The organism is Ralstonia flaminis (genome assembly GCF_958415495.1).
Classification (GTDB): domain Bacteria; phylum Pseudomonadota; class Gammaproteobacteria; order Burkholderiales; family Burkholderiaceae; genus Ralstonia; species Ralstonia flaminis.
In genome coordinates this window covers 134,064-149,314 of record NZ_CATZLL010000011.1, presented here as the reverse complement: position 1 = coordinate 149,314, position 15,251 = coordinate 134,064, and the positions used below count along the sequence as shown (strand labels likewise).

Annotated in this window: 12 protein-coding genes; 6 read left to right on the top strand and 6 right to left on the bottom strand. The window is 58.2% G+C overall.

Translation table 11 applies throughout. From position 1 onward, the window contains the following. Window positions 1–20: 20 nt before the first annotated feature. The 6 genes from R2N11_RS17585 to R2N11_RS17560 form a co-directional block, all read right to left on the bottom strand. Window positions 21–1,262: a hypothetical protein gene (locus R2N11_RS17585; protein ID WP_316681800.1), complete on the bottom strand. Its 1,242-nt coding sequence runs from the start codon at window positions 1,260–1,262 to the stop codon at window positions 21–23. 622 nt (window positions 1,263–1,884) lie between these two features. After that, a complete protein-coding gene (locus tag R2N11_RS17580; protein ID WP_316681799.1) occupies window positions 1,885–2,355 on the bottom strand; it encodes a hypothetical protein in 471 nt (156 codons plus the stop codon). Window positions 2,356–2,773: 418 nt separating this feature from the next. Beyond that, window positions 2,774–3,076: a hypothetical protein gene (locus tag R2N11_RS17575; protein WP_316681798.1), complete on the bottom strand. Its 303-nt coding sequence runs from the start codon at window positions 3,074–3,076 to the stop codon at window positions 2,774–2,776. A 67-nt stretch (window positions 3,077–3,143) separates the two neighbouring features. Next, on the bottom strand, window positions 3,144–3,638 hold the full coding sequence (locus R2N11_RS17570) for a hypothetical protein (protein ID WP_316681797.1): 495 nt from the start codon (window positions 3,636–3,638) through the stop codon (window positions 3,144–3,146). Continuing rightward, window positions 3,635–6,166 carry a chitinase gene (locus R2N11_RS17565; RefSeq protein WP_316681796.1) on the bottom strand — a complete coding sequence of 844 codons (2,532 nt, stop codon included), beginning with the start codon at window positions 6,164–6,166 and terminating at the stop codon, window positions 3,635–3,637. Before R2N11_RS17565 ends, R2N11_RS17570 begins: the two co-directional genes overlap by 4 nt. Window positions 6,167–6,174: 8 nt before the next feature. Next, on the bottom strand, window positions 6,175–8,523 hold the full coding sequence (locus tag R2N11_RS17560) for a type VI secretion system Vgr family protein (RefSeq protein ID WP_316681795.1): 2,349 nt from the start codon (window positions 8,521–8,523) through the stop codon (window positions 6,175–6,177). Between the two features lie 216 nt (window positions 8,524–8,739). Between R2N11_RS17560 and tssB the strand changes: the two genes are divergently transcribed. From tssB to R2N11_RS17530, 6 genes are all read left to right on the top strand, one after another. Next, window positions 8,740–9,255: a type VI secretion system contractile sheath small subunit gene (gene tssB, locus R2N11_RS17555; protein WP_316681794.1), complete on the top strand. Its 516-nt coding sequence runs from the start codon at window positions 8,740–8,742 to the stop codon at window positions 9,253–9,255. Between the two features lie 30 nt (window positions 9,256–9,285). Beyond that, window positions 9,286–10,833 (top strand): type VI secretion system contractile sheath large subunit, encoded by a 1,548-nt coding sequence (tssC, locus tag R2N11_RS17550; protein ID WP_316681793.1) that lies wholly within the window; start codon window positions 9,286–9,288, stop codon window positions 10,831–10,833. A 123-nt stretch (window positions 10,834–10,956) separates the two neighbouring features. Then, the gene (tssK, locus tag R2N11_RS17545) at window positions 10,957–12,303 is read left to right on the top strand and encodes a type VI secretion system baseplate subunit TssK (protein ID WP_316681851.1); all 1,347 of its coding nucleotides are present in this window, start codon (window positions 10,957–10,959) and stop codon (window positions 12,301–12,303) included. A gap of 8 nt (window positions 12,304–12,311) precedes the next feature. Further along, the gene (locus R2N11_RS17540; RefSeq protein ID WP_316681792.1) at window positions 12,312–12,968 is read left to right on the top strand and encodes a DotU/TssL family secretion system protein; all 657 of its coding nucleotides are present in this window, start codon (window positions 12,312–12,314) and stop codon (window positions 12,966–12,968) included. 11 nt (window positions 12,969–12,979) lie between these two features. Continuing rightward, window positions 12,980–14,683 carry an OmpA family protein gene (locus R2N11_RS17535; RefSeq protein WP_316681791.1) on the top strand — a complete coding sequence of 568 codons (1,704 nt, stop codon included), beginning with the start codon at window positions 12,980–12,982 and terminating at the stop codon, window positions 14,681–14,683. A gap of 14 nt (window positions 14,684–14,697) precedes the next feature. Continuing rightward, complete coding sequence (locus R2N11_RS17530) at window positions 14,698–15,183, top strand: Hcp family type VI secretion system effector (protein ID WP_316681790.1); 486 nt, start codon at window positions 14,698–14,700, stop codon at window positions 15,181–15,183. The last annotated feature ends 68 nt before the right edge of the window (window positions 15,184–15,251 follow it).

Genomic DNA, 15,251 nt, shown 5'->3' with positions numbered 1-15,251 from the left:
CGACACGGGCTTGTTGTTGCTCATACCTGCTTCTTGCACACGAGGGCAATCATGTTGTGATCGCTCTGGGAAAGGACGAATTGCGGAGATGCGGCGCGGGATGCGTACTCAATCGCAAGCGCTGTGGTCAACCACGCACCGGTGCCAGCACAGTTCCCGACGGACGTGCCAACATCAATCCATTGCACCTGTGGGGAGAAATCCGGTAAGGATTTGACTTGGCGGACCTGCTCTTCGCTTGGCGCGTGGCACCAGAGTGTTTTGACCTGAGGTGCCTCGGTCTGCCCCCAACGTAGTGCGAGACTCACGACCTTGGCGGCAGCATCGGCCGGGCCAATCGCTGGTCGATGCAGCGCAAGGCTGGCCGATGGCACGGATTGCCGTGCAACGCCGGGGCGCGCCACCAACAGGGCAATGCCAGCTTCCGCATCACCATCGGCCAGGCGTTCACTGATGGCACGGCGAAGCTGTATTGCAATGAGCAAATGCGCATCGTGCCGCGTTAGTTTGTCGTGCCACGAGTCCACTTCAGAAAGCGGCAGTTCGTGCTCGCTCACCACGGTAGTGATCTGTAACACCGGGGCCTTGGCCAAGAGCAACGCCTCCACGCCGAGGCGGACGTCTTCTATGTCCAGCACGGACTGCACGTTCAATTGCACATGCAGGGCACAGCCAGCGGGCAGTGCTATCAGCCCCGGTGTGATCTGTTCAATCAATTCGGCAATCAGCCATTCGCTCACCACTTGGTGACGATCATGTTCGGCTAACGCGTTGCCGGGATAAAACGGCTTGCCGGGAACCTCCAGCCAGCGGGCGGAGATCTCAAGACCAGGCTCCGCACCACTTGACTGGGCACCCAACCGGGTGGAGCAACTGACGATGCCCTCAACATCGTTAGCCTCCTTGTGGCCGGCAAAGCGCCACGCATGCCCCAGCACGGCAAGTGGCGCACTTGCCTCTTGATGACACGAGGCTTCAATGCGCTCGCTGGCGAAATTGCCTGCGAGCGCCGTATCGCGTTGGAGGTGGCTGTGGCCCAAAGAGAGCAGCAGGAAAAACGCCCAGCTAGCCACCGGATAAGCGAGGCAGCAGAGCCAGAACAACGGCACATTGGTGGATTTTCCAATCGGCCACAGGGCGACTGTGAGTCCAATTCCGGCGCCAACGAAGACGATGAACAGTACCGACCAGAGCGGCACTGACGGGCGCGGCGGTTCCGGCACACTCACCCGAGGTGGCACCCGGCCAAAATCAACTGGCATCTATCGCACCGCTACGTCGTCGTTGGCGGTGGTGACCAAGAGACTCCCGCACTGGGTCACGCGAGTGCTTCCCGTCGTAGTCGCATTGGCACTGTGGATTGGGCAGGGCACGACATCGCCAACAGAGGCGACTCGCCGACCATCGACCTGAGTGCGGTTGAATGCCATCAGGATTCCTTCGCCATGGGTGGTTTCGTTATTTCCGTGGATTGGATTACTCATGCTGCTAGCAGATTTACCACTCTTCTTTTGTTTGATGCGTAATTTTGAGAATATTTGATGTTTCGATTCCTCTTATTCTTGCAGGGATGATGTCGACATACGTAGTTCGCAACAAAAAACGCCAGCTGCCTTCGCCTGCGGGCTCCGAGACATGCGCAAAGGCTGGGGCAGCCGGGCCACATCCGTTTTATCGCGCGACTCGGTATCAATTTTTCCTTGGTTACGTTTAAAAAATCGCTTCACGCTGCCATCGGATTGATGTCACCCAAGACACTACCTTTTCGCCAATACCAGCGTGCCGACTCAATCGTATACGCCACCTGTTGGCTCACAATGCTGGGGTTCGTTGCGATCTGCTGGTTTCCGAAAGCACTCTATAGATATTCCGCATCGACTATTTTTATTGAATATCTAAATACGGCTCCCGCGTCATATTTTCGTATGCGCTTTGGTGTATTGATGCATCGTTCTCGCAAGTTGGATTAGAGATTTTCTCGCCATCTCGATAAATAGCGACTCCGGATGAGAATATTGGACCGCCTTCGCCCTTGACGGCCCTGTCATAGAGGTAATAAGTGTAGCCCGCGTTGACGAATCTGATATGTGCCTCACCTCCGCCAGCGTAAGGCGTGCTGCTGAAGAAGAATAGCTTTCCTTTATTTTTTTTGGTTTCCGATATTTGCAACTGCAACTTACCTTTAGCTGCGGCACGGTAGGTTAGCATTTCATCGATTTTTGACTCACAAAGCGACGCGTGAGTATATTTTGTAATGCAGTTGAATACCTCAGATTCGTTTTCCCTGCATTGATTGGTTGCTTGGCAGGCTGTCGATATCACAAAGAAAAATATGATAATGATAATCCTCTTCATTTCTATTCCGCAGGCAATCTTGGAATTTTGGAGGTGCGATTTTATCGTTCAAGTCTATCTGCATAGCCGTTCTGGCCGCCACTTAGCAAGTGTGCAATATTCCTGCCTGGAACCGCAATCGAAATCCACTCTGTGAAAGCCCCTCATTGGGAATCGCTGCGAACAGCTTTTCAATCTGCCGTGAGTGAGGTTACTAGCCACCATCAGAATGGTCGACTGACTCTACATGCCCCCACAGAAGTCCCTTTCTTGACTTGTAAGAGAAATCCGTGTGTGCTCCGTCTTCGCATGTCTTCCTAAAAACCACTCGCATATCTCTCACGACGTAAACTTCACCGGGCACAAGCGACGTAGATACGACATAACGAAATCCGTTCTATGAAAACTTCAAATGCGTTCCTAGTCCAGCGGCGGTTCTTTAAAAATCGACTATGGAGATGTTGCTTTGCTGCGGTGAAATTCCTTCTTTTGGATATTCAATTTCAATTTTCCGTTTAGTACCAAATATATATTGTACATATCCCTCATTAGATGAGTCATTTGATTTTGCGCAAACAGAAACGATCCCTCTCACCCCCTCTAGCCCGCAACTGAAATAGACATCCTCATTTTCCGCACACAAACTCTCATCAAAGATCGGGATAGACTGAGCCAGGACTGGCAATGCATTTGACGCAAGTATCATAAGAAATGCTATTTTTATAATTTCAGTGACTTTCACGGCGTGAATGGGATGACTCCTCTCGGAAAAATACACGCACAATAGTGACTGAAGCGAGTTTTATATTTCAGTCAATGTTTTCAATTGGATCTACGAGATCAATCCCGCGCTTGGCCCGTGGGGCGATATCCAGATACTCCCCGCCCCTGCAGATTAGGTTGGAGACTATTTTTCCGTCTTTTTTTACATACACACCACTAACTGAACTCTGATAAATTATATAATTGTATCGCCCAGATTTAAATTTCAGATGAACGCCGTTAAAATTCCCACCAATAATTTCGCTAATTGAGAATATTCCTTTTGGTGGGTAAGGATTTTTTGGATACTCGAGCTCAATCTCACTGGGCTGACCAGCGCGGTATTGGACATATCCTCTACTTGACTTTATGTTTCCAGATGCGCATACCGATATTATTTTATTTCCCGTGTCGCAACTAAAATAAACATCCTCATGAGGATAGCAAAGCGTAGTCTCATTTGACCGAAGAGAGTCGCTGGCACATGTTGATGAGGTTGCGGCTGAAAGAAAAGCTGCAATACCGATCGATATAATCTTCATTCCAAAATGCCTTTGTTGAATATGCGATTGAAGTTATCAACCCGAGCGGCATAGCTATCCGTGTAGAGGTTAACGACTGCGGTGATTGCGTTCACATGCTCCGGCTGAGAACCCTTCTCTGCTTTGCTGGCCAATGCATGCTGCACCCAAAAATACGCCGCTGATCTTGTTGCATATTTTAAATCGGTAAGTAAATCCGGCGAATCCTCGAAATTCAAGACATCGCCCGGCCATTCGCTTTGATTTTCGCGGTGCCATCTTGAAAAATCTTTGTAGTTTGATCTTCCTGTTAGCTGTTTCAGCCCTCGGCCTCGGTATTTCCATCCATCGCCACTTTGATGGTCACCGTTTCCGAGATCGGCGCGTCCCCCATAAGCTCCGTTTGCGATGGTTATGTAGTCGCTCACCCCCATCGACTGTCCGTTGGCTTTTATTGGCCTTTGTGTTGCATAGCCGTGTAGATGCGCTTCAGTCGGATGATTTCTAAAATAAGAGAATTTTTCGATGAGACTAATGGCTTTCCAAACGAATCCCTCTTCGACCGACAGTTTCTTTCCGGTCTCTTGCAAAATTTGTGCAAAAAAATGCGTGCGCTTCAGTGCCGTGTCAAGCTGATAGAGTGAGAGATGGTTGTTTAGCTCTTCAGCAATGACTTCAAGCTCTTCCGACTTGGAGTTGGCGACATCTGGATAGAGATTTTTCATTATCTCTAAGGTGAAGCGGAACGCGGGTCTAGAAAAATTTCCAACCAACGCCCCCGAATGAATATGAAACACCGCGGGTTCAGGGAAACCCGGGAGCTTGGCCTGCACCGCCTCCCACCACACAAGCTTCTCAATCCGCTGCTGCTCTGCCTCGTGCTCGGCTTTCGCGCCGGTCTTCTCTTCGATGGCCGCGATCAGTTTGGTCCACTTGCCCGGATTGGCCCATTCGCTCTCGTGCTGGATGATCAGGCGTGACAGGCTGAACGCCCGCCACGGGTCGCTGGCAGCGTCACGCAGTTCATCGGCGGCTTGGCGGCCATCGCCGGTCGGGAAGGCGGTGCGGTAGACCTTGGCCATCAACGGGCTGAGCTTGGCCAGCGCTGCGGGCTCGGGCACGTCGGCACCCGTTCGATAGTCGATATACGCCTCGGTGGTGGCGAACATCGTGTGCGTGGGGTCGTGTTCGTCTTCCACGGTATCGAAGTCGATCCACGATTGGGCGAACTCGCGGGTGACGCGGCCACCGGCAAAGTTCTGTTCTCGCACCCAGCCGCTGATGTCGGCATGCAGCATGTTGGCGCCGTCCACTTTCCACCAGTTCCGCTTTTGGCCGTCGACGCCTGGTGCAGTTTCGGTGTGGCGGTTTTCCGGGTGTTTGGCCAGTTCGGAGAAGGTTTCGATCAGGGTGACATCGGTGCACGGTGCATCCTGTCCCTCTTGAAAGGGCGCAGCATAGAGCTTGGTGCCTTTGCCAACGCGCAGGATGGTGGGATCGCTGGGCAGCCCAAGCTGCTTCCAGGCATTGGCGTTGGCGCAGTTGTTACGAATCCAATCACGCCCTTGCGCGAGGAAGAGCTTGATATCGTCCCCACAGAACACTTCGATGTGCACCATACGATCAGAGGTGCGCTGGTTGAGTGAGTCATAGCGGCCGAGGTGGCCGATCAGGTCGCCGGCTTTGATGGGGTACGGCTTGGGCGGCACGACCACCTGATCGAATGCGTCCTCTGGCATGACCTCCCGGGCCTCCAATTGCCCAGCGTTGTTCTTACCCACATGTATCCATTTGCCGACGACCGCCGCAGGCTCCACCCAATCACCCGCCTTGGCTGGATAGGGCGTGACGCCATTGGCCTCCACGATTTGGCCCCACTTTTTCTCACGCTTGCCGATGCGAACTTGCGCACCTTGCGGCAGGATCGCGATGGGCTGGCTGCTGGATGTGGCACCGGCCCGCACGCGCAGGCCGACGTGCGAGGCGGGTGCGGCTTGACCGCCTGCCCCGTTGGCGGGGCGGTCATTGGCGTATTGCGTGACTTCAAAACAGGTCGGCCAGTACGCAGGCCAGGGGCCGTTTTCCGGGTAGTCCGAACACGCTTGCACGTGCATGTACAGGCTGAAGAAAGTCAGCTTGGTGCCACGCGGAAACTCCATCTCATGACGAACGAGGGCAAAGCCTGTGCTGTAGGGCGCACGGATGGCCGGCTGGCCATCTTGCTCCGGCAGTTCACTGACGAGGTAAGTACGGTTGATGCGCCAAGCCACAACTTCGCCATCGGCAATGCATCGCACGCCGGCCTTGATGTCTAGCGATTGGCCGGCGCCCCTCTCCGTGATGTGGATACCGCCGTGCCACATGCCCGCACCGCTGACCCCGTAGCCGCCCGATGGCTCGTTCTTGAGCAGCTTGTGGAATTCGTGCTCGTCGGTGATTTCGACTGCCTTTGCTGCATCGCCTTGCCCCTTTTTGCGCAGGGGAAAGGTGAAGCGCAATCGCTTGAGTGGGGGCTGGGCCGGCGGATTGGTTGGGGTGGTGCTTGCCATGGGTTGCGTTACTCAGAAAATCTGAAACTCATATTGCCTTTGACATCTTTGACCGGCGCGTTCGTCCAACTGGGGAAGGTGAAGTTACCCCCAGCCGGCCCGGCAACGCTGAGGTTGCCTCTGACCTCAATGTGTCCACTCGGACTGGCCAACACGATCTTTCCGTTTTCGATCTTGATGTACGCCCCGGAACCGTCACCCAGCGTGACGCCTCGCGAACCTGTGATCAAGACTTGGCCTTCGGAGGAGCTCATCGTGGCGTCTTTGAGCGCCATCAGTTCCAGCGCATCGCCTTGGGCTTGCATCTGAACCTTGCCTTTGGCGGCAAAGATGCGAATGCCGAGCTTGGCGGCAAACAGGGAGATCGCCTCTCCGGCAGCTACCGTCACACGCTTGAATACCCCGATGTCGAGCCCATTACCGGCGGTCATAAATAGCTGCTTGCGGGCAGCAAGTTGCAGGTGCTGTCCACTTGCAATGCCAACGCCTTCCGGAGCATTTGCGAGGATGGCGGGCTTCTGCAACTTTGAAAGCCGCTGCTCGATCAGTTCGCGCTGCTGGTCGATCTCCGCCAGCCACGCCTTGGCCGCATTCGCCGAGTCGTTCAGGTAGCGCAGTAGATCGATAGCCTGGCGTAGCGTCTCGTCAGCGTTCTGCATGTCGAGTTGCTGGCCGTTGGCCTTAGGCTGGTCATCGGCGGAGATAAATACTCCCTTGCCACCCCGAATCGTCCCCCACCCCGAAGTCCGCAGCTCAAACCCCTCCCCCCGCTTCTCCCGCCGCCCATTAACTATGTGGCCCAGCGTGAGCTGGCTCTTGCCGGAATGTTCAGTGCTGAACTTGACGTGCTCTTCGCCCTGCCAATCCTCCATCTGCAACTTGTTATCACTCTGCGTGCGGATAACGTTGCGCGACAGCCAGCGCTCCTGATTGGTGATCAGGTCCGTCTGAACGCTGGTGTGGTGGAACTGGCTGATGAACGGCTTATTAGGATTGCCATCCCGAAAGCCGAGCACGGCCTCGGTGCCATCAATGACCGGAAAGTGGAAGCCGGTTTGCAATGCACCCGCGAACGGCTTGGCCATGCGCAGCGGTACGCTTTCCCCACCCGGGTTCCATTCATCAAAGTCGCAATCGAAGCGAACCGTGTAATGGCCTTGCTGGGTGAGGTAGGCGTATTTGTACTTGCCAGGAGATGTCACCCGGGCACTGAGTGTGCCGTGAATCTTGGGCCACGCAGCCTCTTCGAGCTTGAGGCGGAAGCGGCGATCGCTGGGGATGGCCCGGTAGGCGTTGCTATACGCCGTGTCGCGCGCACCACGATGCGTGACTTCGATGATCACCTGGCCGTTCGGGGCGTCCGGAAGCCCGGCATCCATGTGCAAAATGCGTCCGGGGCGCAAATCCAGCACATTGCTCTGCCCCTCGTAGACGACTTGCCACGCAATCGCAGCCTCGTGGCGCAGTTGCGCTTCCCACTTGGCGCCCGCTTGGTCGAGGTGGTGCGTGCCATAGACGTAGGGCTGGCCGTAGGTGGTCGTATCGTTGCGGGCGACGTTGGCGTCCGCCTTAATACGCTCCCACGCGGCATCCGGGTTGTAGTCCGCCACAAGGAACGATTCGGGCACGGTCTCCGCGTGCGTGTGCAGGCTGAAGATGGCCTCGATGCCCGCCTCCAACCCAGCCGTTTCCCGGTATGGGACGTTCAGTTCGGGTTGATACTCGTAGTGGTCAATGTCATCCGCAAAAATGACCACATCCCCGTGCTTGCCTTGCTGGATATAGCAGTAGATGCCTTCCTGTTCCATCAGCACGTGGATGTACGGCCAATCCGCAATCTGGTACTGGAAACGGAAGGCGTGCTGTGGATACTGCCGCCGCAGCTCGAACTGGAATTGGTGCCCCTTGAAACCGTGTCGCCGCAGGATCGCTTCAATGATCTGCGGCGCACTCTGGTGCTGGAAGATTCTGCTGGTGCGGGTGAGGCTCAAACGCGCGATATGCGCCTCGACCACCAGTTGATAGCGGTTGAAATCCGCCGTGGTCTTGAGCTTGGAGAACCGTGTGATGCAGCCCGAGAACGTGCGTGGTTCGGCGCTGTCTGCCGCGTCAATGGTGAAGATGGCATCGCGGCCGAGGTAATCGGCGCGCAGCAGTTCATCTTCGTGAGTGACTTCGATGGTGACGCGGTAAGGCGCGCCCATGCTCTCGACCGCTTCGAATGAGACCACCGACAGCGTGCGCCCGTTGGCGGGGCCAAGCACATCCAGGAAATACGACTGACGGCCCGTGATACCACGCGCCGCCCGATCGATGATCGCATCTACCGCCCCGGATGCTGCTTGCCAGTCTGCCATCGTTGCTCACCTTGTTATGAATTTGACGCTGCGCCCTTTTCGCGCGCGAAGGCGCAAGTTAAGCAATTTCCGATGCATTTGGAATAAGAGGTCCTACATTTTTTCAAATTGACAAAACTTGACGTTCAAACGATTTGTGGTTGGTTATCCCGCATGCTATCTATATTAGAGATTTTTATTAACGTCGTTTATATCTGATTTAAACAAAGGGGCAACATGGCCGAGAGCTTCCAAAACGAGGTGCCGAAGGCGCGCATCAACATCAAGCTGGACCTGCACACAGGTGGCGCACAGAAGAAGGTGGAGTTGCCCCTCAAGCTGCTGGTGATGGGCGACTACAGCAACGGACAGACCACCGCGCCGCTGGCCGAACGCGCGAAGGTCTCGATCAACAAGAACAACTTCAACTCGGTGCTGGCCGAGCTGAACCCGAAGGCCAAGTTGGCCGTCGAGAACACCATGGCGAACGACGGTTCGGAGTTGCCGGTCGATCTCGATTTCAAGTCGATGGACGATTTCAAACCGGATGTTGTCGCAGGCAAAGTGCCGGAACTGCGTGCACTCATGGCCGCACGTAATCTGCTGCGTGATTTGAAATCCAATTTACTGGATAACGCCACATTCCGCCGCGAGCTCGAAAAGATTCTCAAGGATTCGGCACTCTCGGACCGTTTGCGCGCTGATTTACAGAAAATCGGTGAAACCACGCCGCCGGTTTCCGGTTCCGCCTAATAATCCCGCTGCCAACCAGGAACAATCAACATGGCAAAACAAGAAAACAGCCAATTTGAATCGAGCGCCGTGGAATCGGTGGTATTGGATGCACCGGGCAAAAGCGTCTACGAGGCGCTGTGCGAGAAGATCAACCTGACGCCAGTCAAGGCCACCCGCCCGTTTGAAGCGTTCCAAAGCGCCGACACGCTGTCGGAATCGTCGCTGGATGAGCGCGTCGCGCAAGCGATGAACGTGTTCCTGAAAATGATTCAGGAATCGTCCCAACAGGTGGATCGTCTGGACAAGAGCCTGCTCGACTTCCATATCGAACACTTGGATCAGCAGATCAGCCGTCAGCTCGACGCGATCATGCATGACCCGACGTTCCAGCAAATCGAATCCGCATGGCGCGGCCTGAAGTTCCTGGTCGACCGCACGGATTTCCGCAAGAACGTCAAGATCGAGCTGCTGGACGTGTCGAAAGACGCGCTGCGCCAAGACTTTGAAGACACGCCCGAAGTCATCCAGAGCGGCCTGTACCTGCATACCTACATTCAGGAATACGACACGCCGGGCGGCGAGCCGATCGGCTCGCTCATCTCGAACTACGAGTTCGACCGCAGCCCGCAAGACATCGCCCTGCTGCGCAATATCTCCAAGGTGTCGGCTGCGGCCCACATGCCGTTTGTCGGTGCGGTGTCGCCGCAGTTCTTCGGCAAGGAGACAATGGAAGAAGTCGCCAGCATCCGCGACATCGGCAACTACTTCGACCGCGCTGAGTACCTGAAGTGGAAGAGCTTCCGCGACTCGGATGACGCACGCTACATCGGCCTGACGATGCCGCGCTTCCTGGCGCGCCTGCCCTATGGCCCGGAAACGGTGCCGGTGCGCGCCTTCAACTACACCGAAGCCGTCAAGGGCCCGGACCATAGCCGCTACCTGTGGGCCAACGCTGCCTTTGCGTTTGCCGCCAACATGGTGCAGAGCTTCATCAAGAACGGCTGGTGCGTGCAGATTCGTGGCCCGCAAGCCGGTGGTCTGGTAGAAGACCTGCCGATCCACCTGTACGACCTGGGCACGGGCAACCAAGCCAAGATCCCGACCGAGGTGCTGATTCCGGAAACGCGCGAGTTCGAGTTCGCCAACCTGGGCTTCATTCCGCTGTCGTACTACAAGAACCACGACTTTGCGTGCTTCTTCTCGGCAAACTCGGCGCAAAAGCCCACGCTGTACGACACCAAGGAAGCCACGGCCAACAGCCGCGTCAACGCGCGCCTGCCATACATCTTCCTGCTCTCGCGTATCGCGCATTACCTCAAGCTGATTCAGCGCGAGAACATCGGCACCACCAAGGACCGCCGCGTGCTGGAGCTGGAGTTGAACACCTGGATCAAGACGCTCGTCACCGAGATGACAGACCCGGGCGACGATCTGCAAGCCTCGCACCCGCTGCGCGAAGCGAAGGTGATCGTGGAAGACATCGAAGACAACCCTGGTTTCTTCCGCATCAAGCTCTTCATCGTGCCGCACTTCCAGATCGAGGGCATGGACATCAACCTGTCGCTCGTCTCTCAGATGCCGAAGGCCAAGAGCTGATCCAGCGCTAGCCTTTTAGGCTCTCAGCACCATTCCTCTGTAGTTGCACAGCGCGACGTCATCTTTGGCGCCGCGCAGTGGTGTTTCATGCGAAGCCACACCTTCGCACACCCTCTCATCACGATGAAGATCACCAGACCGCTGTGGGCACAGGGCATTTTTATGACGCCTCAGCACTTCCAGCAACAAGCGATGTGGGACCGTTTTGCCGATGAACGCATCGCGCGGCTGGCGTGGCCCAACCCGTGGGGCGTGTGCCGGGTCGAGGTCGATACCCATGCGCTGGGCATCGACCGGCTGCAATTGACTGCGCTGGATGCACGCCTGCCCGATGGCACGCTCGTCGATACGCAAACCGCAGACCTGCTGCCCGCAGCGCGCAACCTGGGCGATGTGCCGGCACAAACGGAATCCGTCATCGTGCTGGCGGGTTTGCCGCTGCTGGATGCACAAGGCGGCAACTGCATTGAAGCAGGCCACAAGCCCGCCCGCCCGCGCCGCTTTACCCGCGAATACCTGCAAGTGGCCGACCTCAATGGCGAGGGGCAGGAAGAGATCAGCGTTGAGCGGCACGCGCTGGCGCTGCTGTTCGATTTCGAGTCGCTTGGTGACTACGTGACTTGCCCGGTTGCGCGGCTCACACGCAATACCCAGGGGCGTTTCGAGGTTGACCCAACTTTTGTGCCGCCCTGCCTATTTCTCTCGGCCAGCACACGCCTGACCGAACGCATGCAACGTCTGTCGGACATTCTCAGCGCCAAGAGCGCCAGCCTTGCCGTGCGCCGACGCGAACGTTCCGACCAGATTGCCGATTTTGCCGTGGCCGATGTGGCGCTCTTCTGGCTGCTGCACAGCGTCAACAGCAGTTGGCCCGAACTGGCGCGCCTGTGTGCAGCGCCAGACCAGCACCCCGAGCGGCTGTATGCCATGCTCGCGCGCCTGGCCGGGTCGCTGCTGACCTTCTCGACCACCGAAACGCTCAAGGCAATTCCCGCCTATGACCACGCTGCGCCAGAGCCCGTGTTTGCCGCGTTGGAAGAGTTGATCCGCACGCTGATCGATACCGTGGTGCCCTCGCGCGTGGTGCCGATCGCACTGGAGCGCGTCAAGCCCACCATGTGGGCAGGCAAGATCCAGGACGAGCGGCTGGTCGAAGGCGCCGACTATTACCTCTCCGTGCAAGCAGGGTTGCCTGCGCACGCGCTGCTCGAACAACTGCCCCGCCTGTGCAAGGCCGGTGCACCCGATGAAGTCGAGCAGATCATCAACTCGGCGCTCACCGGTATTCCGCTGCGGACGACCTCACGACTGCCGGCAGCGATTCCCGTACGCATCGAAAACCAATACTTCGCACTTGACCAAACGCACCCCGCCTTCGGCCGCATGTTGAAAGCGCGCGCGTGCCAGTTCTACGTGCCGGCGTCGATTCCCGACGTTTCGCTTGAACTCTATGCTGTGTTGCCGGCATGACCTCTTCCATGACTGCTGCTTCTTTTTCCTCCGCCGGATTGCCGCTCGCCCTGCGCGATACGGCGCTGACCGTCACAAGCCTGGCCGGTGCCGCCCAGCCGCAAACCTACGTCGAGTTTGCCGCACAGTGCGACAAGCAGATTGCCGATTTGCGCAAGCAACTGGCCACAGCGGGCCAAGCGAACGACGTGATCAACGACGCGGTGTATGCGCAATGCGCGCTGCTGGACGAAACCGCCCTCACCTACCTGCAAGGGGCCGACCGCGACACCTGGGAGCGCGAACCGCTACAGGTCCGGTATTTCAACAGCCACGACGCGGGCGATGCGTTGATCCAGCGTATTGAGCAACGTCTGACCGAGCCGCAACCCGTCATGCCGTTGCTGGCGATCTTCAGCGCCGTGCTGGGCCTGGGCTTTCAAGGCAAGTTCGCCTTGCTTGGAGAGACCGCCCGCACGACCTTGATGCGTGCCGTCAACGAGCGGCTGGATGGCAAGGCGGGGCGCGACCTCACCAGCAACGTACTCGTGCGCCAAGGCACGGCGCGCCGTTTTGGCGGCCTGTCGCCGCTAGCCTGGGTGCTGCTGGCTTGTGCCATGTCCGGCCTCGTGTATGTCGGCGCGCAGCACTGGCTGACCGTGTCGATTGACGCATTGGCCCACTGACGAGGCATCGCTTGACCGGTTATCCGTATCGCACCCTGTTTGTGTGGATCGCAGCGCTGGCGCTGTTTTGGCTGGGGGCTTGCTCGCCATGGTCTTCCGCCTGGAACATTGGCCTCGCCACGGCGGTGGGGCTGGTGGCCTGCGTTGCGCTCGTCATGGCGACGCGGCGTATCCGCGCACGGCGCGCCGCCAGCCGGCAGGTCCTCGCTGCCATCAATGGCGCACTGCAAGCCCTGCCCGGCGACACCCGGCGCAACACCCCACTGGTACTCACCGTGGGCGAGTCGACAGGGGTGCTGGCCCAGGCGTTTGAGAACAACGTTGTTCAGATCACCGACGCGGCCATCTGGGTGCGCGTGGATGAGCCCGCGCGCCTCAAACACATCGCCAACGCCCTCAAACGCTGGCGCGATGGTCAGGGGCCGGACGCCGTGGCCTATCTGGTCGACGCCGACAGCGCCGTTGATGACGCCGCCTTCGCCGCTGCCACCCAGCAATGGCGCACCGCCGTCGATGAAGCCAGCCGCGCCGTCGGTTATGCGCTGCCGGTGTGCGTTGCCGTGTACGTGGCCGAGGTTGAAGCCGCGCAACAGGCCTGTCCTTGGTTTGGGGCATCGGGCACGTTGCCACCGGCGTTGAATACCCTGGCCGATCAAGTCTGCGCCGCGACGCTCGCTCACGCGCGCTGGGTGCCACACGAGGCGCGCACGCGTTGGGCGCATCACGTCGCGCGTCTTGATGCCGCTGCGCGCTGGGCAACCGCTGACCTCTTGCCCGGCTTGGCCGACACCAAACGCGGCACACGACCGATCAACATGGCCGCATTCGGGCTCACGATGGTGCGCGGGACGCCCACGTCAGCGTCCTTGGTTGGTCGTTACGTGGGTGCCATCACCGGGCTGGCCCAGCCCTTGCCCTCGGGTACCCCGGCGCGCCTGCCCTTACCCGATGCGTTGCTGCCCGGTATTGCCCCACAGCAGATGCGCCGGGTACTGCCGCGTGCGCTGGCGCATGCGTTTGTTGCGCTGACGGTGGCCCTCTGCGCGGCGACGGCAGCCTCTGCATGGCAGAACCGTGAGCTGATCGCGCGCGTGCAGGCCGACGTGACGCGCTATGAGGCAATTCCGCCGGCAAACGATGCCGCCCGCGTCGATGCTCTAGCAGCCATCAAGCGCGACCGCGATGAACTCGAACGGTACGCGCGCATGGGCGTACCGCCTCGGCTTGGGCTCGGCTTCTATCGGGCCGGGGCACGGTTGCCCGCCATCAACACGCTCATCGCCAGCTACCAGCCCCCGGCGCCCCCGCCGTCGATGATTGAGCTCGATAGCTTGTCGTTGTTCAAGACCGGCAGCGCGGTGCTCAACCCCGGCTCGAACCGGGTGATGTTTGGCGCGCTGGAGATGATCAAGGCGCATCCGAACAAGCGCGTGCTGGTGGCGGGCCACACCGATTCCGTCGGCAGCCCCGCATTCAACCGGAAGCTGTCGGAAGCGCGCGCAGCCTCCGTGCGCAATTGGCTGGCCGATGCCTCGGGCATTCCGCTCTCGCAGTTCGCCATTCAAGGCTACGGAGACACCCGCCCCAAGGCCAGTAACGACACCGACGCAGGGCGCGCTGCGAACCGCCGCGTTGAAATCACGCTCATCCCGGATTGCCGCGATGCGCGTAACAGCGATTCCCCCAAAGGCCAACCGGCCTGTTCATTCGAGTAGAAGGAGCTCAAGCAATGGCAATCCCAGCATATATGTGGATCAAGGACGATGGCGGTGCCGACATCAAGGGTTCGGTCACGGTGCAAGGCCGTGAAGGCAGCGTTGAAGTGGTGGCACTGGACCACGGCGTCAACATCCCGACCGACGGCAACACCGGCAAGCTGACCGGCACGCGCGTGCACAAGCCGATCACCTTCACGAAGGAAACCGACGCTTCCACGCCGTATCTGTACAAGGCTGTGACGAGCGGCCAGACCCTGAAGTCGGTCGAAATCAAGTGGTACAAGATCGACGACGCGGGCAAGGAGAAGGAGTACTTCAACACCAAGCTCGACAACGTGAAGGTCGTGGCCGTGCGCCCGAAGATGCTCGACATCAAGAACCCGGCCTTTGAGAAGCACAACCACCTGGAAGACGTGGAACTGCGCTACGAAAAAATCACGTGGTCGTACAAGGACGGCAACATCATCCACGCCGATAGCTGGAACGAACGCGCGTAACACCACCGCTTGACCACCGGCGCTCCACCCCACCGGGGTGCCGGCTTTTTGCGTCAGGCTGGGGCGAT